This window comes from Wolbachia endosymbiont (group B) of Horisme vitalbata (assembly GCF_964028625.1).
GTDB lineage: Bacteria > Pseudomonadota > Alphaproteobacteria > Rickettsiales > Anaplasmataceae > Wolbachia.
In genome coordinates, this window is sequence record NZ_OZ034797.1 from 82,109 (window position 1) to 102,465 (window position 20,357).

Below are 20,357 nucleotides of genomic sequence, written 5' to 3' on the forward strand. Positions count from 1 at the left end.
TAATATTAACATATAAGTACTATCTTAGCGTTAGTTTTTTAATTAAGGAGTATATTATGGTTGAAGACCCTTTTTGTCATATAAATCAGACTTGCCACGAATACTGTGAAATGAAATTCATTGAGGAAAAATCTCAGTGCAATGACCTCTGTGATTTTATCTTTCCAATTTCTGAAACTTGTTCACCATCTGAAGTTGTGGATCAATTAGTATCTATTTAACAAAAAAGTGTCAGTATATTTTTTAATAAAGAATTATATTGACAGATTATGGTAGGTTGAGTATAAACGGGTATTAGCTTTTGCTGAGGTTAGGGAGAAATGACACAGACTAAGTATAGTATTGCAAGATATTGTTAGGAATAGGGAAGGTATGCTGGCTACTGGATGTATTTCTATTACTCTTCGTCATCAAAAATCAAGAAGGATCTGCAACTTGATAACTCTATTCTTTTATTGACGTAGATGACTCTGAAAAATTGCGAAGCTGAAGTGCTAATGCTATATGGTTATTACGTTCAAGAACAAAACGGAAAATCCTATGTTATACTAGAAATAATGTGCGGAAAAGGGGGGATTCGAACCCCCGACATATTTTCATATGTGCACGCTTTCCAAGCGTGTGCTTTAGACCGCTCAGCCACCTTTCCATACTTATTCATAATATTAAAAATTATGCTGCTAAACAACTGGTATATATGGTTCGCCACGGAAATTCACAGTATTGTTAAACTTGTTTTTGCACGTTAAAAACGCTTTATCACAACCTGCAAGTATCGAATATTTATCTCCGGTAGAAATTTGATATGGAGGAGAAGCAAATAATGTAACTACTTTATTTTTGTATTCTTTAACTACAACTTCAAATGTTGCTGAACTAAACACTCCGTGCTTATAATATCCATCGCTTTCGATTAAATTAGTGTCTTCAAATCTTCTTTCATCTATCACTTTAGTAATTGTGCTCATTCTACTAAACTTTTTAGCATCAGCTTTACATCTATCATCGCAAAATTGTGCCCTGCATACAGGAGAATATAGCTCTGTTATGCTTCTCTCAAGCTTTGTCGCAAGACCTCTAATTTCAGCGATAAACCTCCCACTATTTAATGTTACTTTACCAAAAGTTCCTGCATGCAAATTCATAATTCCCTGACTCAAATCTTTATAATTCACAAGAAATATTTCAATATTTGCAAAGTCATGCCTTCCTGATAAAACATCTTTTTCTTTAATATCAGCACTATTTAATATTCCTTCAATTTCTAGATTATCAGTTCTCAAATCGCTATTTAATATTATACTGCTGGCTATAAAACCGCTTGAAGATTTATAGAGTATATTATTGAGATTTAAATCTTTATCATAGTCAGTGAATCCCATTACCTCCCCACTTACAAGTGTTAATTTCCAGCAAGTAGCGATGGTAAGTAATTCTCCAGCTAAATGGTTTTTTAATTTGGTTTGCATAGTTGCCTCTTATAAATAATGGCATACCTGCATTTAGCTACACTTGTTTTTTCAAATCTCTATAAAAGTTCTCGTGTGGAGCAAATGCAAGAAGTGTTAATACGTTATTTTGTTCGTTGTGAATATAGGCTAATAATGTCAGTTGATTAAAAATAGAAAATTTATACACGCGAACACCTGCAAGATCGCCTGACTTTAGCTCTCCAATATATGGGTTACCTTGAATTTGTTTGATAGCTTCTTCAAGTTTGGGTAGTTGATTATTGTGCAGCTTCTTCATTGACCGCTTAAAAGTGTTGGTGAGAAGAATCTTCAAAATTTTGTGGACTTATACTCCTCAACATTACCTGACTTGATATCCTCAATGCCTGAAAGGATTTCTTTGATGATATTATAGCTTAGCTCAGGGTTATCTTCAACAATCTGACCAATCTTAGCCCAATGCTCGATTTGTTGCGGTACAGAACGATTTTGCAATATGGAATGAGACTGCACTATCTTCTCAAATTCCCCATCAAGATTTACTGTTATACTCATTAAATTATTACTTCCTAGTTTAAGCTATTATATCATATATTGGAAATTTTTTCAACATTTTGAAAGTGCATAGTGAAAACACACACCACATTCAAGTTGTGGTGTGTATTACTAGAACAAATTAGAAAGAAAACTTCACACCAGTGAGGAGAAGAATTCCTTGGTTAGAAGGTACATCAGCATTATTTTTATCTTTCAGTGCACCTTTTTCATCAGTCATAAAATAATGTAAGGCTGCATAAGGAACAAATTTGCTCTTATTGCAAGAAGATAGATCATACTGAACACCAAGTGCAACATCATGAAGCATATCTTTGTCGCTCATTCTGCTACCAAAGTATGTCAAGCTTGTGTAGATATTATCATATTGATAACCAGCACCTGCAGTCCAATACATAGTGTTTTTACCGTCCCCATCAAACTGAGCTTTCAGCCCTTTTACTCTTTTGTCATCATCAGTAGTACCGTTACCATCAATTTCTGTATAGGTATCACCGACTAATTTTTTAATACCCTTCGGTTGACCAGATTTGCCTAAATATGCAAAAGAAGCAGCGAATTTTATATTTTGACCTTCATCAATCTTATAATCAGCGCTTGCACCCAAATTAACACCCATCAGGTCATTGTACTCTACAAATTCCTTATAAAGATGCTTATCTTTACTCGGTTGCTTTGAAACCCCATATTCACCAACTACGGAAGTTTTAACTTTTACATTATGTTTACTAAAGTCATATTCATATGATGCACCAGCACTTATTATATGCTGGTAATCTGGTCCAACATGTCTTAACGTTTCCTCATTCTTTACCCCTGTTAGCTTATTACTTGAATCTTTGAGGAAATCTGGAGCTATTTCTTTTACAACGGATAAACCACTATCGTAGCGAGGTGAGTAGCTAAGACCAAATCTTGCACCCATATAATTCGGCGAGTAGTAAGCAGCTCTAAATGGCAATGTGGTCATAACCTCTTTGTTGTATTTTCCTGCCATACGGAAGGAGAGTTTTTCGCTCTCGCTCGAGAAGCTTTCAGTGTAAAGACGTGGTGTTACGTAAAATGGGAAGTTTGCAGCACTTCCTTCTAAGTTTACTTTTCTGAACCAGTCACTATCTGCAGCTCCATCAACAGTTGCAATTCTTGTTGCATCAAGTCTCATCAGAGACTCAGGACCAAACTGATAGCCAAGTTTCAGATCACCATATTTTGAATTCAAAAACACATGTGCACTTCTACCTCTTGCAGCATTCACGCCTTGTGAAGCTCCTTTACCTTCAGTAACTGGAACATGGAATTGTACATCGGCACCATAACGAAGACCAATATCCTCATTTTTATTTTCAGCTCTTAAGTGCAATATTGCATCTGAAATCATGCCCATGTTTTCACTGTAATCACCAATATTCCCTATCCCTTTAGGAAATATTGGATTTGCTCCTTTTATACTATCTGGAGTATTGTTAAAATAATCTGTAGATTTACCTGGCATAACATTATAATGGTTATAGCCACTTAGCCCATGGTTACCATAACCTTGAGAATCAACAACGCCACCGAAAGTTATTCTCAAACCATCCCCTTGATTGGTATTGATAATATCAACCCCACCAACTGAAACAACAGGACTTGCCTTGCCTTTTTCCTCTGTATTGCTGTTAACAACTTTTACATCCTTTTTTATATCTTTAGCTTCAATTTTAGCATTCTTAGTTTTAGAACCCTTAATTTTTGACTTTTCTACATTAGAATTTTTAGTGCTTAGAGCTTTCGCCTTTGAATCCTCTATAAGCTTTGCTTTTTTCTCTTTTGCTAGCCTAATTTCATCTTTTTTCTTTTGTTTTGCTACTAATTTTAACTCTTCTTTTTTCTTCTTTTGTTCAGCTGCTAATTTTAACTCCTCTTTTTTCTTCTGCTCAGCTGCTAATCTTAGTTCTTCTTTTTTCTTAAGCTCCTCAGCTTTTTTTCTTGGATCAGCATTACATATCCTGTCCATTTTTTCTTTTAGTTTCTTATTTGACGTCTTCATCACTTCCATCTTTCCAGAAGTTTTGATTGACTCGTTACTCTCTTGCTTTTTTACTTCCTTCATACTCTCGTCAGAAAAGTCAGCAGCAAAGCCACTGAAAGAACATAAAGTCAATAGAGAAGCTAGAGCAGTTCTAGTATAAATAGATTTTTTCATGAAGTGCCCCCAAAAAATTTTAAAATCATAACATAAATAGTATAAAGGTGTTGAAAATCCAACTTAAAGCAACCTTATAGCGAAAATAAAAGTAAAATGCAATACTTTAAAAGCAACTTTCTTAATACGCTCAACGTGTATATTAACCAAAATTTAGTACAGAGGTTTGCTTGTTAGTGTATTATAACTCTATACTTATTCTATGGAAGTAAAATTTACTCAAGTGAAAGTACATAAAGATTAAAATATTAATATAACTATTGACAATAATATTAGTTTATATTATAATTAGTGAATTATTGTTTTATTTTTAATAATTAAGGTATTTATGGATTTTAGTTTTTTACGAAATTGGTTTAGCACTACAGGTGCTGCTACAGGCTCAGAGCCAGGTAATACTGAACAGCCAGATTCTATTTCAGTAGATGATGGCAAATACGAGATGAAAGAATATGACGATGAATTTGAGATCATTGAAGATTATGAATTTATAAATCGTGCTGATCCAAATGAGCCATGTTCTTTACCTTCTGACTATAAAATAGATGAAAGTATTGTAAAAATTGCAGGATTTGATAGAGAGAAATTATTAGAAATGGGTAATTTCTGCAAGATAAGCTATGGCGATGATGATGATAAATTAAGTAAAAAAAGATGTAATAACCTAGCTCAAGGAGTATACAAAACTGAATTTGAAACTGCAGAAGATTTTGAAATTATTCCATCTACTGAAAAAATGTATAAAACTAGAGCTGAACTTATCAGCGAAGGTTATGAAATCATTCCATTTAGTAATAGTTTTGAGGAAGATGCTGGTCATGTTTTCATAAAAGGTAAAGAAATAACGGTAGCTTACCACGGTACTCGTGGCCTCAATGATGGAATCACTGATGCAAATGTACTTTTTACTACTTCAGAATTTTTACCAGAAGGTGGAAGAATTCATCGTGGTTTTTATAATTCATTTACGGATTCATGGTCTAATCTTTATGGCATTTTGAAATCTTATGCTGAAAAACAAGAATCAGAAATCAAAGATTTTAAAATCAATCTCACAGGTCACAGTATGGGAGGAGCTATTGCTAAGATAGCTGCTTTATGCCTCAATAAAACAGAAGGAGCTGAAGATGTTCATGTTGCAACTTTTGGTGATCCACGAGTTTTTGATCTTACTGCTAGTGAATTTTATAATGATGTTCTTCAAGAAAAAACCATTAGAGTAACTCAACATAGACAAGACCCAGTACCAGCGGTATCACCTGGTATTTGTGGTTATGCTCATGTAGGTGCACAATTGAGAATATCAGTACCTGAAGGATATTTTGTTCATCAAATGGATGGTTATCATGAAGCCATTAAAATAATGGATGAGAATGACTTCCAATCAAACAATAACGTTTCTCTCTTTTATTACCCTTCGAGAATATTAAGTCGAATTAACTGTGCAGTTTTAGGTAATGCTCAATATTATGCTGCTAATTTAGGTGATTATATTCTTGGTGGACAAAATTTTTTCGAGAAAGTAAAAAAGGAATACCAAGATAAAAACTTAGAAAATTTGTCTAAGCTTGAACAAACAGAAGTTAAGCAGATGGCATATCAGAATGCCTTTTCTACTACAAGGAGTTTATAAATATTATTATGGGGCAATTATTAGATTGCTCCATAATATCTATTCATTTAAATTCAATATAAAAATTTTCACCAGAAGTTATTTTCCATTCTTCTTTAAATTTCTTTAGGTGTTCTTTTTTTTCGCATTCTAAAAGCAGTTCTTCTATGCTCTTATTATAGCTTTCTGTAGTAATTCTTCCTTGATGATGCATAAACCTCAAATAAATCAAATAAGTGTTAATCACATCTGTTTCACAATAATCGCGAATCTCTTGTATTTTGCCACTATCATATAAGTCCATAACTTGTGAACCATCAACTCCAATCTTACCGGGAAGATTAAATGCTGCGCAAACTTCGTTCATCTTCATTCTTGCAGAAGCTCCAAAATCAGAGAGAGATTCAAGCAAATCACAATGCCAATCACTACTGTACCTCTGATTGTAACTATTCCACTTATCGCCAGCTTTGTGAAAATATTCTGCTTGAATGCCATGAACCATAGCACGGTACTTCAGTACCGGTATATCAAAAGTGCGTCCATTGAACGAAACTAGTCTTGGCTTTTTCTCTGATATGTAGTTAAAAAATCCCTTTACTAGCTCTTTTTCATTGGAGTTTACTGTGCCTCCAGATCTTATTTCTTGTAGTGTGAACATTTCATAACCGCTCTGGCGTGTTATATTACAAAGTAAAAAACTAATGACTACAACAAGGTGGAAGGGCTGACGCAGAAAAGAGTTTTGCCCGTTTGTTATTTCAAGATGATATTTTGTTAATGCGTTCCTCTTTTCTTCTACACTGCTATCATCACTAATATTTAGTAAATTCTTGCAGGAATTTACATCTGGTATAGTTTCAATATCAAATACTAACAAAGAATTAAGCATTACTTATATATTCCTCAGGGCGATCAGTCCAAGGTCGCACTTTTACGAACAAAAAGAGATGAACTTTACACTCAAATAACTTTTCCAATTCTGTACGTGCCTCGATATTAATTTTTTTTATGCTACTGCCGTCTTTTCCTAGCACTATTTTCTTATGATTATCTTTCAATACAAATATGATCTGTTTTATGACTAAACTCTTATCTTTTTTTTCCTCAAATTGTTCAGTTATAACAGCTGTAGAGTATGGCAATTCTTCACGTAGGTTCAAGAATAACTTTTCTCTCGTAATTTCCGCTGATAAAAAATCAGCTGAGGAATCAGTTATTTGATCTTTTTCATAAAACCAAGGGCCTATCGGTGCAATTTCAGACAAGTAACTAGTCAGATCAGAAAGTCCATCATTCTTCAGTGCCGAGATCGTAAAAATTTTTTCAAACTTATAAAGCAAATTTAGGTGCTCATGTGCCATCTTGAGCTCTGATTTCTTTACTAAATCAGTTTTATTGATAACCAAAATGCATCTGCCTTTTGTGCGCTCCAGTCGTGCAAATATCGTTTTTATTCTTTCTATATTTTTTAGGTAATTGTTTACATCAACAAGCAACAAAGTAATGTCACTATCCTTAACTGCTCCCCATGCAGATTTGACTAAAGCTTTTTCAAGATTTGTTTCTGCTGAAAACACTCCTGGAGAGTCAGTAAAAACAATTTGCGCATTGTTGCATATAGCAACACCCCTTACCTGTGTCCTTGTTGTCTGCACTTTAGGGGTGACAATTGCAATTTTCTTGCCTACGATGCTGTTAATCAGCGTTGACTTTCCAGCATTTGGCAAACCAGCTATCGTTACAAATAAGCATCTTTCTTCTTTCACAAAGGAAATTATAAAGAAAACTAAATGCTAACGTCAATTGATTATTTTGCAGGTAGATTGCACTCTTCCTCTTTTGAAGAAAAACGCTCAACTATAGGTGATATAATATAATCATTCACTTTTTCAGCTATTGGTTCAATAACACAAACTGTAACACAAACTGTTACAAATACCCCTGCGATTACTGCTATGGGTGCTATCACCGCACCTGCTAAAGCTGCTGATCCCATTCCAAGCATTGCACCAGGGAAAACAGCAGTTGCAGCTGCAGCAAGACCAACTCCAATTGCAGTACCTACAGAACAAAAACAAGCAGTCCGAAAAAAGACTTCTTTGGAGAGTCTTCTATTAGAGATTATCCGACATGCAAGTAAGGCTGCCGGAATCGCAGCAATAATTCCACCCATTACCAAAGGTGATAAAGCTGTAAAACTGAGTCCCAAACCTGTAAGTGCTCCTATTGGTATATCTGTACCTAAGATAAATAACATTATTTTAGTATTATCATTCATATAATCTTCTTAATTAATTTTCTAAAAAGCTTTTAGCTACTTTTAGTATAGCTGAATTAGTTGGATAAGCAAAGCAATTTTTTTATGGAATGATCTTGGAGCGGGAGAAGGGGTTCGAACCCTCGACCTCAACCTTGGCAAGGTTGCGCTCTACCAACTGAGCTACTCCCGCAGTTAAATTCTGCTTAGATTCTACTTCTAATTATAGGTACATATTACAATTTGTAAACCCTACATGCATGAAAATCATGAGAGCCAATTTTCTATGATCTTTTCGTATACTTAAAACTCATTTTTGATTATTGTATGTGTCATAAAACATATTAAATTTATGAGAATATTTATATATAAGGACGACCTGCCAGCCAGTGCAATACCGAATGATATAAAATCTATAGCTGTTGATACAGAGGCAATGGGGCTACTGCATAGCAGAGATAGATTATGCCTTGTTCAGCTCTCTTTCAATGATGGCAACGCTCACTTAGTTCAATTCAAAAACGATTATACAGCTCCAAATTTGAGAAAAATATTAGAGGATAAAAATATAACCAAAATATTTCACTTTGCGCGATTTGATGTGAGTATAATACATTACTACCTGCAAACTTGGGCACTGCCTTGCTATTGCACGAAAATAGCCTCACGTTTAGTTCGCACCTACACAGATAATCATAGCTTAAAAGAGTTGTGCTTAGAACTACTTGATATAAAATTAAATAAGCAACAACAATCTTCTGATTGGGGAAATGAAAATTTAACAGACAAGCAAAAAAGTTATGCTGCATCTGATGTTTTATATCTCCATAAAATAAAGGAAAAGCTAGATTTAATGCTAGAACGTGAAAATAGAAAAGAATTAGCCGAAAAGTGCTTTGAATTTCTTCCTACTCGTATTGAGCTAGATTCAATGGGTTGGGGGAGTGTAGATATCTTTAATCATCATATGTAATCACTTCACTTGAATCCAGAAAAATTTAGTTGATCAGCTGTTAATTGATACGCTATATTTATAAAAATTTAGGTATTTTATGAGTGATGATATTAAAGCGGTAAATGATCAAAATTTCGAATCTGAAGTTGCTAACCACAAAGGATTTGTGCTGGTAGATTTTTGGGCAGAATGGTGTGGACCATGCAAAAGTCTGATGCCACGTATCGAGCAATTGGCTGAGGATAGAAAAGGCAAGATCAAGATCTGCAAGTTCGACATAGATGGAGAAACTGAAGTGCCAAGTAAGTATGGAGTTCAATCTATACCTACTTTAATCATATTTCAAGATGGTAAGGAAATTGCACGCAAAATTGGCGCAATAAATGATTTACACAGTTGGGTTGATAGTGAAATAAGCGAGTAGACAAATTTCCTTTTGCGTGTATTATAGGTGTTGATAAAAGGGATTGTAGCTCAGTCGGTTAGAGCAGTTCGCTCATAACGAATTGGTCGTAGGTTCGAGTCCTACCAATCCCACCACTATTAATAAAATGTATCCGTTCAGCAAAGTAGCAAGATAAGGTAGACAGGTAAGAAAACTAAATGGGTGTCATTCCAGCGCGTGACGCTGGAATCTAGAAGAAAAAAAATGGATCCCAGTGTCTGGGCACTGGGATGACAACAAAAGAGCTACTCGAACGACAAAAGAGAGGCTACTCACATGATACCCTTGTTGATGCACAACTTTTGGTGCATCATGCACTGGCAGGACGGTGTCATTCCAGCGTGTGATCAGATTTTCTTATTGGATCCCAGCTGTCTGGTTATGAAAGAAATCTATTGTCAAAAAAAATTACTTCCGCGTATTTTCAATCTAATTATAATTAAAGTTAGAGATATTTTAAGAGCTCAAATTTGTCTGCAGACTTTCAATTAACTTTTCAATAAAAAACGTAGCGTATCTTTTTCAGCGTATACACACGTCTGTCATATGTGCGCTGCATTTTTTTCTAATTTATACAGGAGGATTTTATGTCCAGAATTCCAGATATTTGACCTTTACTTTAGCTAATCACAGGCGCCTGTGATTTTTATAAAGAAAGTGTAGGAAAAACTGTTTCCAGGCATAAATTTGCCATGTATACCTAAAAAGTAATGATATTAACATAATGTTCATATTTGTATGCTAATATTAGAATTATTTGAATTGGAGAATATTATGCAACAACAAGCATCAAACAGAGAGCAAGGGATTAAATTTAGATATAATCAATGTAAGGAGAAATGCCATTCCTACAAAACAAAACGGACAGACCAAGAATGTCTAGATGAATGCTATGAGAAGTACGTTTCTAAACTTTATCCACAAATTAGTGAGAAATTATTAGCTAGTGAAAACAATCTCTATGATGAAAGCACAGAATTATCACTTATGGCAGATACTCTAGATGCAATGTTTTTTTAATCACAAAAGAAACACTTATTTCAATATTTGCAGAGATGTTAGATTTTTAGATATACTCTGACTTATTGAATAATTCTTTAAATTGGTAAAATACTGTTTCTTTTCCTCTATTTCTTTTTCACTATTCTTTCCACATATCGCTTCTGTTTTTATCTCTGGTTGTTTCTCTTGATTGAGAGAGCCCTTCTTTTCAAAATAATTATCTGTGAATTCTAAAAAGAGTGAAATCAGCTCAGGAAGATTGTATTTGTGTTCACTTGATGAGCACAATTCTGTAATCGAAGAAAAGTGAATATCATCTGCCTTAATAGGTAGTAACGATAGAAACTTATTCCAGCATTTTTTCATTATTCCAACTTCAGGTTCAAGGTTTTTTATTTTAGCTAAGTTGGCATGCTCCATAAAAAACTCTTTATATTGCTCAAAACCTTCAAAAGTTTCTTTTTTTTGGTAGTTTTTTTTCCTATGACTTTTTTCTATGTCAGCAATTTTAGTACCTATATTTGCCTGCTTACTAATAAAGCCATCGTTCTCTAAGTTAAAACAAATTGTGTATGGAGTAATGTCGTTTACTATTGTGTGTGGCTTAAAGTGCCAACCAAAGCATTTGAGTATGAATTTTATTATAGGAGGAAATAGCCATTTAGGTTTTGATATGTGTAGTAATTTCACTACAAGTTTTTTGAATGAGCTAAAGGATTTATTGATAATGCATCTTAAATGAATATTGTCATCTTTTTTAAACTTTTTATAAACCTCCGCAGCTATTGGTCCTCCAGCACAGCTTCCATACAGTACTATATTGTCTGGGTGAATGCCTTGCTTTAGAAGATCTGAAATGACTCCAATTCCTGCATTTACTCGATTTCGACCGTTTAAAGAATGGCCTTTGCTTTTTCCAGAACCAGGAAAATTAATAAGGTGAACATCCATACCTGCTTCAGCTGCCCAATTCCATTCACTTTTGTCTTCATCTGGCTCTTTTTCAAAAGTATATGTAAGCCCTGGAAAGTAAACTATATGCTTTTTCTTTCTGCTATCTGCACTGCTCTTCGAGTTTGACATCACGATCTTTTGAATTCGCATTCCATTTTGAACTTCTACGAACTCTTCCCTAATTTTTATTGTATTTTCTTCTGTTACTTTCATTTTGCGTTTTTCACTATATTGATTTAATAATACATGAAATTTTAGAAAAAATCAATTTTACTAAAAAATTAACTTATAGCGTATCTATCTTTATATTTATTGGAATTAAAGTAGTAGTGAGAAATGCCTCTTGACATTTGATAAACCTAAACGTAGCCTAAAACAATTTACTGTTTATTTATGACATTTGTTCAATTACTTAATAATCAATTAGATAGTTTACACTTATTAAAACACCCATTTTACGAGTCATGGAATGAAGGTGGCTTAAGCCTGCAGGCTCTGCAAACCTACGCTAAGGAATATTATCACCATGTTGCTGCTTTTCCTCGTTATATCAGCGGTATACATTCCTTGTGTCCGAATTTGAAAATGCGGCAAGTTTTACTTGGTAATTTAATAGAGGAAGAACAAGGCGACGAGAATCACCCAGAATTATGGCAGCGTTTTGCTGAAGGACTGGGAGTAGCACGTTCAGAACTTTGTGAAAATGCACAAATTAAGGAGACACGAGAATTAGTTGATGGTTATTTTGACATTGTAAAATCAGATTTTGCAGCAGGTCTTGGAGCTCTGTACGCTTATGAACGTCAAACTCCAGAGGTTTCTAAGTCTAAAATTGAAGGTCTGAAAAAACACTATTCAATAAATGATGAGCGTTCTCTCAAATTTTTTACCGTTCATATGGAAGCTGATGAGTGGCATTCTGAAGAATGTGCAAACCTTATTGCAGATTTAAACGAAGAAGAACAAGAGAAAGTTATGCAAGGCGCTGAAAAAGGAGCAAAACTCTTATGGGGTTTTCTTGATGGCATGATGAATGTTGATGTTTGTCATTAATTATAAGTAGATACTAAATTCAGTGGTAGCATGTAATCTTCTTATATCTGATTTACGGCTTTGGGTTCATTTGGGATGTAGTGCAGAAGAGAAGTCTTCTCCCCAATTGGTGAGTATTGACGTTGATTTCACTTTTAAATCTCCTCCTTCAGGGCTTACAACTGATCAACTTAAAGATACTATCTGCTATTTGGAAGTAGTGCAAAATATTCAATCTCTTGTTCAGGGCAAGCAATTTAATTTAATCGAGCATTTAACTCATGAGATATACAGAGCCATTAATAACCTTTTGCTGCGAAAGAAGCATATTATTTCTTCTGTCAGGGTGACTACTCACAAAATCGCACCACCAGTTCCTGGTGTGCATGGGGGCGTTTTTTTTACTTACTGTAATGAATTGCAAGAATGATCTATATTTCTATTGGATCAAATATAGGGAATCGCCTTTCCCATTTACAAAGAGCTACTGAGTTACTAAAGAAGCGCTATTTAAAAGACTTAAAGTCTTCGATCATTCTACAAACTAAGGCTATTTTACCAAATGGTGCTCCACCTGATTGGAACAAGCCATTTCTTAACATGATTGTCTATGGAAGTTGTTCTTCTTCTCCTGAGGAGCTACTAAAAGGCTTAAAACAAATCGAATGTGACATTGGTCGTCCACAAGTCTACGAAAAATGGGCACCTCGTGTTATTGATTTAGATATTTTGTTATGGGATGATCTAACGCTTGATACACCTGACCTTAAAATTCCTCATCCAGAATTGGTACACAGACCATTTTTGCTCCACTTGATGGCAATGGTTAACAAAACTTTTGCTTTCAATGTTCAAGAATGTTTTTCAAAGAGTTTTACGCTTTCACCAAAGCTTATGGGTATCGTCAATATTACCCCTGATTCATTTTCAGATGGTGGTCTTTATTATGATGCGAATCGAGCAACCAAGCAGGCATTGCAGTTGGTATCAGATGGTGCAAGCATAGTTGATCTTGGAGCTCAATCAACAAGGCCTGGAGCTTCAATAAAGACACCAGAGGAAGAGTATGAACGTCTAAAACCAGTACTTGATAATCTTAGCGACTATATGAAAAATGGTGATATTGAAGTCAGCATTGATAGTTTTTGGCCAGACATTATTTTAAACGTTTTGAAGCACTACAATATTGCCTGGGTAAATGATCAGAAGGGAGATCTGAGTAGTAATACCTTAAAAGAAGTTGCTAGCAGTGGGTGTAGTGTCGTTATTATGCATTCACTTTCGATACCACCACATAAGGAAAATATTATTCCACATGATATTGACCCAATTGATATCATAAATAATTGGGCAGAGAAGAGCATTAATAGGTTACTTGACCTTGGTTTTGATGAAAATTCAATAATTATTGATCCTGGTATTGGTTTTGGCAAATCTATGTATCAGAATATTCAGATTTTACGCAGTATAGAAACTTTACAAAATTTTGGCTGCAAGGTTTTAGTTGGCCATTCTAGAAAGTCATTTATTTCTTCTTTTTCCACAGAGCCTGCCTCTAATAGAGATTTAGAAACAATTGCTACATCTGCTATACTGCACAATAAGGTTGATTTCCTTAGAGTGCATAATGTACGTGACCACATGAGATTTTTTGTAGCCCAAGCTGCCTTACAGGGATGAAGATTATTGGAATTATGGCTGTTGACCCTAATGGGGTAATTGGAATAAATGATGATTTGCCCTGGCGTTATCCAAGTGAGTTTAAGCACTTTTGTCAAGTAACCGACAAACAAGTTATTGTGATGGGAAGAAAGACATTTGAAACCGTGCCTCAAAGCATACTAAAGAATCGTACACCTATTGTTTTCTCCCGTAACAAGTGTTTTAATAGAGGTCCAAAATGTACTGTTGTCTCTTCCATGCAAGAATTTCTGTCAATTCAAAGTAGTTCTCAAGTCTTTGTGATTGGTGGGGCACAAATAGCACACCTTTTTTTAGAGCATAACCTAATCTCAGAATTTATTATAACTGAAATTCACAAGCCCTATAAGGGTGATACATACCTCAATTTAGCATTTTTTGATGGATGGAATAAAACTATTCTCGTCAGAACAGAAGACTATACTATATTCAATTGTATCCGTTCAGCAGAGTAGTAAAATTATTAGCATAAAAGTAATCAACGTTTCTAATGAAAGCTGGATCCCAGCATCAAGTGCTAGCCTGAAGCTTTAGCTATAAATATTAAGAAATTTACCAAACGAAGAAAAAAGGCAGAAGAATCCCCGTGTGACGAGTTTTATAATGTAAATTGGCGCTATAATAATGTTCTAACAAGCGCGTTTTGGCTGAATGTAGAAAAAATAAAAAAAGCCGCTATAATTTTTGTGTAATTTGCCAATAAATATTTGAGTTTTTTACTGATTTTGTGATTGAGCCTGCAGGTCAAAAATAAGGATAAATACTCTTAGTATCATAGTAAAGGGAATGACGAAATTTGTAAAGTAGTTTTCACTCAAATGACGCCCAGGCAAAAACTATATGGTTATGCAAAAAATCTATTTTTAAAACTGTTAATATAACATAGAAAAAACCTCACCTTCATTAATAATAGATTACTTACCAATTGGGTAGTCACCAGTGAAACAAGCATCACAATATTGCGGTGTAGCATTGTTACGTTTTTCTGCTTTAACAGCTCTGTATAGCCCATCAATACTCAAAAAGGCTAAGCTATCTACTCCTATACTTTCCTTTATCTCTTCTATAGATTGAGTCGCAGCAATTAAATCTTTGCAATCTGGTGTATCTATTCCATAAAAACAAGAGTGCTTAATTGGTGGACTTGAAATTTTGAGGTGAATCTCTTTTACTTCTGCATCCTTTAGCATAACTATTATATTTCTGAGCGTACTACCACGCACTATACTATCATCTATTAAAATTATGTTTTTGCCTTTCAAAGTGTGCTTATTAGCATTGAATTTTAATTTTATTCTAACTTTACGTACTTCAGCGGTGGGTTGTATAAAAGTTCTTCCTATGTAATGATTACGAATTATCCCCAGTTCCATAGGTAATCCTGAATGCTTTGCATATCCAATAGCTGCAGGTATTCCAGAATCAGGTATTGGTACAACCATATCTACATTGTTTTTTGGTGGGCTCTCTTCTGCAAGTATTCTTCCTATTTCTTTTCTTATATCATATATGGACCTCTTCTCCATTATGCTGTCTGGTCTCGAGAAGTAAACGTATTCAAAAATACAAAAACTTGATTTTTGCTGTGGGAAAGGAAACATTGAGGCTAGCTTACTATCCGAACTGATGGTAACTAATTCGCCTGGTTCTATTTCTCTAATAAACTCTGCATTTATTATATCAAGAGCACAAGTTTCAGATGCAAGAACGTAAGAACCGTTTAACTTTCCTAAAACAAGAGGCCTGATTCCAGATGGATCACGTACTCCAATAACTACTTCTTGATTGATTGCCACAAAAGAATAAGCACCTTGTATTTGCTTTAATGCATATATAAAACTCTCTAAAAAGCTATCTTTTTCACTGCTTGCTGTCAGATGCACTACTACTTCTGTATCAATATCTGACTGAAAAACGCACTCTTGTTTAATTAATTGTTCGCGTATCGGAGAAATATTAATTAAATTACCATTATGTGCTATGGCAAAATCCCCAAATTTGCCACTTTTGCCAAACATGGGCTGCACTCCAAATTTACTACCACTTGTTGAGTATCGAACATGACCTATTGCACAATCTCCAGGTAAGGATTTCTTTATTTCATCTATATCATCAAATACACTGCTCACTTGGCCTTGAAAGTGATAAGAGTGCAGCTTATCGTTGTTACTGGTTACTACGCCAAAAGACTCTTGACCTCTATGCTGCAAAGCGTGGAGAGCAAGTATAGAGTTAAAAGCAGCACTTTGGTTGTAACTTATGCCAAATACCCCGCACTCCTCATGTACTTCATCAAGCATGAAAAATATTAAATAAAGCCTGATTGTACTTTAGTAGAGGCAAAATACAAGAATTTTATTTGTTAATCCCTTTCAAAGTTGGAGCTTTCTACGGTAGTTTTGATGTATACCAGAAAGTAGGTTATATGCAATTAACCAATTTTGAGATTTTTGACAATTTTTTAGCACTGAAGAGAAAAAGATATTTTTATTGACTTATCTATGTATTGAAGTAATCACTAAAAAGTTTTAGTGGTTATGGTATATAATATGTCTAAGCAAGTGGGTAAACAAGGTGAAAGTAATCTTATTTTAGAGCCTGAACAGTTCTCTAACAGCTTCTTCAATAGTCAACAGAGTAGTTCATCAAATCCAAAATTACCGACTATAAGTCGTAAAGATAGGCATATGGATTTAATCAAGAAAAGGTACGCAAAAAACAAAGATGTTGCAGAATATCTAAGAAGTTATGACTTTATTAAAAGAGCAGAAGAATTGTCAATAATTTATCTTTTTGAGCGAGACTCATCTTCTACGAAATTGCAAATACCATTGACTACAGATGAACAAATTCTAGTTAAAAAATTTTGTGATGAGATGATAAAAGGTATAACAGAACACGATGAGCAAGAAAGCGTTTTAAAGTACATGGAACGCATAATAGAGGGTTATTTAAATCAAGGAATAAGATTAAACTCATATTACGGTAAGGATAATAAGACTGTAACAAATTTTATATTTGAAAAAATGGAAGAATTAATTAATCGCTTTCATGCAAATCCACACAATTCAACTACAAAAAATATCATACAAAAGATCACTCGTAATTTAGTGTTAAAAGGTGGGGTAGAAAAAGGATTATCTTTTTATAGCGATATTGAAGGCGGATATTACGGCTCTAATTATTTAAATGATCTTAACGAACAATGTAAGAGTAAGAAAAAAATGCTAGAGGGTCTAGCATATGAAGGTATTGTGAAAGAAAATAACAAGCAAATTGATAAATATGATCTTGAAGTAGAAGTAGATAATAAATATTTTTATATTAAGTATCCACAAGGTAGTATTGTTGAAACTGCGAGAACTTTAAATAATGAAAAAGCTAAGGATTTAGAAGTTGGCATATTTCAGATTGAGGAAAGTATAGTAAAAGTTGAAATTACAGAAGATGGAAAAAGAAATTACACAGATATCTTAAAAGGTGGTATTGAAATATTTTTTACTACTAAAATAGGAGAGATTAGTATTTATCTACGGAAAGATGGTAACAAAATGGTAGTAGAAATTGATGAGAAAAGCAAAATAAGGTTTAGCAAGTTAGAAAACAAATCAAGCTTTGGAGGGAATTGTCTTATACAGGGGAAAAGTGTTTTAGAAGTTATGGGCAAGAGTTTTGAAAATATTCCTGAGGAGTTAACTCAGACTATTAAAAACGTTCCATCTACTAGTCTTATGCAAACATGTTTACAACAACAAGAAAACTCTAATAGGGAATTAAATTAATGTATTTTTAGGATAATAATTAAGAAATTAATTATAAACATTCATACGCATTCGATTGTAGTAGAGGATATGGGGCAGCAATTAGCACAAGAACTAAAGGCAAATGTGGTTGGTTGTCAAATAGTGATTGATTAAATCAATTTAGAGAGGTAAATAGCAGCTTTGCAGCTTGTTTTTATGAACAAAGATAAAACGTTGTAGCCAAGTGCGCTTTCGGCATTGTGCTGAATTGCAATATCTCTGTGCTCTAATTCCTCATCGCGAAATTTACTTATAGTTTCTCTTAATTCCCCATCTTCTAAATGTAAGACTTGCTCCTTGTAGTGCTCTCCGATCACTTCTTCAACTGCAGCAGTGCAAGCCATAGCGGCTTTTTTACCCATCATGGCAGTTACAACACCAAGTGATACCCCTAAAGCACCCCAAACTGGCAACAAAACAGTAGGACGAACTCTTTGCTCCTTGATTTTCTCATTAAAATAGTGGAAATGTTTTTTTTCCTGCTCCTCCATTTCAATTATTTTGTCAATTATGGAAGATTTTTTAAGAATAAATTTTTGACCGGAATAAATGCAAATGGCTCCATATTCGCCAGCATGATTTACTCTAATTGCTTGTTCTAAAAAATTTCCTTTCAATTTTTTTATATTGCTTTCCAATGTCTCCTCCCTTTATTTCTGCATTAGTACTACTATAAACCAACATATTATAGAGTAAATAAAATTCCATGCATGCATTGCACCAACATTGTGATTACAGGAACTCAAGCAGCTATAGCAACGGCAAGAGTTACTTGACGGACTCCGCCATTCTCCTTAAAATAAGGGTGAAGATATATTATTTATCTTCAGTCTGTGCAGATAAAAAGACAAAAAGCTCAATATACTTGATGTTTAATTTTTTGTACTATGTGCACTCTATGTCTTTATAAAACTTTTACCCACATAAGCTAAAATGCGCTTATCAAAGCATTTAATACAATGAAAAACGCCAATTAAAAAAATAGGTAGTAGCTGATAGATTTTCTTTTGCCTTTTTCTCTGTTTAGTAAATTTTTCAATATTTAATGCAATTAGCCGGCACTGGGATGACAACGAGTAGTAAGCTAAACATCCGTGTGGTTATTAGTATTATCAAGATATTCTCTAATCTTCTTTAAATCTTCCCAAGCTAAGCGTTTTTGTGCTGGTTGACGAAGTAGATAGGCTGGATGAAATATAGCGGCTGTGGTAATTGCATGAGATAAATATTGGTTAGTATAAGTATGAAATTTGCCACGCAAGTTCGATATAGTCTTTGTGTTATCAAGAAGGCTATAACATGCGATTCCTCCAACAAAAATCAGAATCTGCGGTAAAACAAGAGCAATATGCTTCTCAACAAATGGTCTGCACATATCAAGCTCTAGATCAGTTGGTTTTCTATTACCTGGTGGACGCCAAAACACGGTGTTGCTTATATATACCTTAGTGCGGTCCAGATTAATTGCACCGAGCATCTTATCGAGCAGCATTCCGCTTGCACCACAAAATGGTATGCCTTTCAGGTCTTCATTTGCTCCTGGTGCTTCACCAACAAGCATGATTTTTGCATTTGGATTACCATCGGAAAAAACAGTATTAGTTGCAGTTTTTTTTATTTCACAACCCTCAAATGACTTAACTGCACTTCTTAGTTCATCTACACTACCACATTCACTTGCAAGCTTCCTTGCTTCAATGATCCAGTCACTTGGGAACATGGCTTTTTTCTGCTCGATGACAGAAGACTGTGCAGCTCTCTCATTTTCCACTTTTTTTTCCTCTTCACCTTCAGTTAGCGTGCAGTCAACACCCACTTCATGATAGAACTTCAACAATTCTAGATCTTCATTGTTCATAGTGCCTCTTAACCTTTTGAGCTTTTTTCATAGCCATATCGTACTTCAATTTAGACAAATGTCTAACGTATAATATACCATTTAAATGATCTAACTCATGCTGAATACACCTTGCAAGCCAACCACTAGCTTTTAGCGTCTGTTCTTCGTTATTTAAATTTTTATATTTCACAGTTAAATATTTTGGACGCTTAATTTCATGGCTTTGCTCTGGAATTGAAAGGCACCCTTCTTTGAGAATTACTTGTTCACCCGATAATTCTGTAATTTCAGGATTAATCATGCAAAATTTGCCAGTTGATTCATATCCTGCTGGCCCATCTTCAGCCTTCTCTGGCTGAACGTCCATGACAAAAACTCTCTTCATCACTCCAATTTGCACTGCAGCAAGGCCAAGACCATCTTCATGGTACATAGTTTCGAACATGTCGTTTACTAATTCTTTAATTTTATCGTTTATATCTGTTACTTCACTGGCACGTGTAGTTAACCTTTCATCAGGGGCAATTACAATTGGCAATTTAGACATAAAATTAAAATTTTA

The 20,357-nt window shown here is 34.4% G+C and carries 22 protein-coding genes and 3 tRNA genes; 11 read left to right on the top strand and 14 right to left on the bottom strand.

Translation table 11 applies throughout. The annotated features are described in order from the left end of the window. Positions 1 to 56 precede the first annotated feature (56 nt). On the top strand, positions 57 to 221 hold the full coding sequence (locus tag ABWU56_RS00450; protein ID WP_264376034.1) for a hypothetical protein: 165 nt from the start codon (positions 57 to 59) through the stop codon (positions 219 to 221). Positions 222 to 562: 341 nt separating this feature from the next. Here ABWU56_RS00450 and ABWU56_RS00455 read toward each other — a convergent pair. The 5 genes from ABWU56_RS00455 to ABWU56_RS00475 all read right to left on the bottom strand — a co-directional run bounded on the left by ABWU56_RS00455 (position 563) and on the right by ABWU56_RS00475 (position 4,191). Continuing rightward, positions 563 to 649, bottom strand: a tRNA-Ser gene (locus tag ABWU56_RS00455). 31 nt (positions 650 to 680) lie between these two features. Further along, on the bottom strand, positions 681 to 1,469 hold the full coding sequence (locus ABWU56_RS00460; protein ID WP_353281580.1) for a DUF2163 domain-containing protein: 789 nt from the start codon (positions 1,467 to 1,469) through the stop codon (positions 681 to 683). A gap of 37 nt (positions 1,470 to 1,506) precedes the next feature. Further along, the gene (locus ABWU56_RS00465; protein WP_264682883.1) at positions 1,507 to 1,749 is read right to left on the bottom strand and encodes a type II toxin-antitoxin system RelE/ParE family toxin; all 243 of its coding nucleotides are present in this window, start codon (positions 1,747 to 1,749) and stop codon (positions 1,507 to 1,509) included. 32 nt (positions 1,750 to 1,781) lie between these two features. After that, positions 1,782 to 2,006, bottom strand: a complete 225-nt coding sequence (locus ABWU56_RS00470; RefSeq protein ID WP_226079579.1) for a ParD-like family protein — start codon at positions 2,004 to 2,006, stop codon at positions 1,782 to 1,784. 121 nt (positions 2,007 to 2,127) lie between these two features. Further along, entirely contained in the window at positions 2,128 to 4,191 is a 2,064-nt protein-coding gene (locus ABWU56_RS00475) for a hypothetical protein (RefSeq protein ID WP_353281581.1), read from the bottom strand. Positions 4,192 to 4,519: 328 nt separating this feature from the next. On the opposite strand from ABWU56_RS00475, the gene ABWU56_RS00480 reads away from it, so the two are divergent. Beyond that, positions 4,520 to 5,824 (top strand): lipase family protein, encoded by a 1,305-nt coding sequence (locus tag ABWU56_RS00480; protein WP_353281582.1) that lies wholly within the window; start codon positions 4,520 to 4,522, stop codon positions 5,822 to 5,824. 43 nt (positions 5,825 to 5,867) lie between these two features. Here ABWU56_RS00480 and ABWU56_RS00485 read toward each other — a convergent pair whose 3' ends face one another. The 4 genes from ABWU56_RS00485 to ABWU56_RS00500 all read right to left on the bottom strand — a co-directional run bounded on the left by ABWU56_RS00485 (position 5,868) and on the right by ABWU56_RS00500 (position 8,256). Continuing rightward, positions 5,868 to 6,695: a 3'-5' exonuclease gene (locus ABWU56_RS00485; protein ID WP_019236725.1), complete on the bottom strand. Its 828-nt coding sequence runs from the start codon at positions 6,693 to 6,695 to the stop codon at positions 5,868 to 5,870. Beyond that, a complete protein-coding gene (gene era / locus ABWU56_RS00490; protein ID WP_064085366.1) occupies positions 6,688 to 7,572 on the bottom strand; it encodes a GTPase Era in 885 nt (294 codons plus the stop codon). The genes ABWU56_RS00485 and era overlap by 8 nt, the downstream gene beginning before the upstream one ends. A gap of 41 nt (positions 7,573 to 7,613) precedes the next feature. After that, the gene (locus tag ABWU56_RS00495) at positions 7,614 to 8,084 is read right to left on the bottom strand and encodes a hypothetical protein (protein WP_353281583.1); all 471 of its coding nucleotides are present in this window, start codon (positions 8,082 to 8,084) and stop codon (positions 7,614 to 7,616) included. Positions 8,085 to 8,180: 96 nt separating this feature from the next. Then, positions 8,181 to 8,256: transfer RNA gene (locus ABWU56_RS00500), tRNA-Gly, on the bottom strand. 159 nt (positions 8,257 to 8,415) lie between these two features. Between ABWU56_RS00500 and ABWU56_RS00505 the strand changes: the two genes are divergently transcribed. The 4 genes from ABWU56_RS00505 (at position 8,416) to ABWU56_RS00520 (ending at position 10,483) form a co-directional block, all read left to right on the top strand. After that, positions 8,416 to 9,036, top strand: a complete 621-nt coding sequence (locus ABWU56_RS00505) for a ribonuclease D (protein ID WP_007302121.1) — start codon at positions 8,416 to 8,418, stop codon at positions 9,034 to 9,036. Between the two features lie 79 nt (positions 9,037 to 9,115). Then, on the top strand, positions 9,116 to 9,442 hold the full coding sequence (trxA, locus tag ABWU56_RS00510; RefSeq protein ID WP_007302120.1) for a thioredoxin: 327 nt from the start codon (positions 9,116 to 9,118) through the stop codon (positions 9,440 to 9,442). Positions 9,443 to 9,481: 39 nt separating this feature from the next. Further along, a tRNA-Ile gene (locus tag ABWU56_RS00515) sits at positions 9,482 to 9,558 on the top strand. A 679-nt stretch (positions 9,559 to 10,237) separates the two neighbouring features. Further along, a complete protein-coding gene (locus ABWU56_RS00520; protein ID WP_264704520.1) occupies positions 10,238 to 10,483 on the top strand; it encodes a hypothetical protein in 246 nt (81 codons plus the stop codon). A gap of 15 nt (positions 10,484 to 10,498) precedes the next feature. On the opposite strand, the gene ABWU56_RS00525 is transcribed toward ABWU56_RS00520, so the two are convergent. Next, the gene (locus ABWU56_RS00525) at positions 10,499 to 11,632 is read right to left on the bottom strand and encodes an alpha/beta hydrolase (RefSeq protein ID WP_353281584.1); all 1,134 of its coding nucleotides are present in this window, start codon (positions 11,630 to 11,632) and stop codon (positions 10,499 to 10,501) included. Between the two features lie 180 nt (positions 11,633 to 11,812). Here ABWU56_RS00525 and ABWU56_RS00530 point away from each other — a divergent pair, with 180 nt between their 5' ends. The 4 genes from ABWU56_RS00530 to ABWU56_RS00545 are packed head-to-tail and all read left to right on the top strand — an operon-like array spanning position 11,813 to position 14,607. Next, the gene (locus tag ABWU56_RS00530; RefSeq protein ID WP_353281585.1) at positions 11,813 to 12,472 is read left to right on the top strand and encodes a CADD family putative folate metabolism protein; all 660 of its coding nucleotides are present in this window, start codon (positions 11,813 to 11,815) and stop codon (positions 12,470 to 12,472) included. 22 nt (positions 12,473 to 12,494) lie between these two features. Then, entirely contained in the window at positions 12,495 to 12,881 is a 387-nt protein-coding gene (locus tag ABWU56_RS00535; protein WP_052264775.1) for a dihydroneopterin aldolase, read from the top strand. Continuing rightward, positions 12,878 to 14,131 carry a dihydropteroate synthase gene (gene folP / locus ABWU56_RS00540; protein ID WP_353281586.1) on the top strand — a complete coding sequence of 418 codons (1,254 nt, stop codon included), beginning with the start codon at positions 12,878 to 12,880 and terminating at the stop codon, positions 14,129 to 14,131. Before ABWU56_RS00535 ends, folP begins: the two co-directional genes overlap by 4 nt. After that, on the top strand, positions 14,128 to 14,607 hold the full coding sequence (locus tag ABWU56_RS00545) for a dihydrofolate reductase (RefSeq protein WP_353281587.1): 480 nt from the start codon (positions 14,128 to 14,130) through the stop codon (positions 14,605 to 14,607). The genes folP and ABWU56_RS00545 overlap by 4 nt, the downstream gene beginning before the upstream one ends. A gap of 459 nt (positions 14,608 to 15,066) precedes the next feature. Here ABWU56_RS00545 and purF read toward each other — a convergent pair whose 3' ends face one another. After that, positions 15,067 to 16,452, bottom strand: a complete 1,386-nt coding sequence (gene purF, locus ABWU56_RS00550) for an amidophosphoribosyltransferase (RefSeq protein ID WP_264375095.1) — start codon at positions 16,450 to 16,452, stop codon at positions 15,067 to 15,069. A 249-nt stretch (positions 16,453 to 16,701) separates the two neighbouring features. Between purF and ABWU56_RS00555 the strand changes: the two genes are divergently transcribed. Further along, entirely contained in the window at positions 16,702 to 17,934 is a 1,233-nt protein-coding gene (locus ABWU56_RS00555; RefSeq protein ID WP_064085594.1) for a hypothetical protein, read from the top strand. 131 nt (positions 17,935 to 18,065) lie between these two features. Here ABWU56_RS00555 and ABWU56_RS00560 read toward each other — a convergent pair whose 3' ends face one another. The 3 genes from ABWU56_RS00560 to def form a co-directional block, all read right to left on the bottom strand. Beyond that, complete coding sequence (locus ABWU56_RS00560; protein WP_007302313.1) at positions 18,066 to 18,593, bottom strand: demethoxyubiquinone hydroxylase family protein; 528 nt, start codon at positions 18,591 to 18,593, stop codon at positions 18,066 to 18,068. A 446-nt stretch (positions 18,594 to 19,039) separates the two neighbouring features. Further along, entirely contained in the window at positions 19,040 to 19,813 is a 774-nt protein-coding gene (locus tag ABWU56_RS00565; protein WP_010403847.1) for a uracil-DNA glycosylase family protein, read from the bottom strand. Next, entirely contained in the window at positions 19,803 to 20,342 is a 540-nt protein-coding gene (gene def, locus ABWU56_RS00570) for a peptide deformylase (protein ID WP_010403849.1), read from the bottom strand. Before def ends, ABWU56_RS00565 begins: the two co-directional genes overlap by 11 nt. Positions 20,343 to 20,357: the final 15 nt, after the last annotated feature.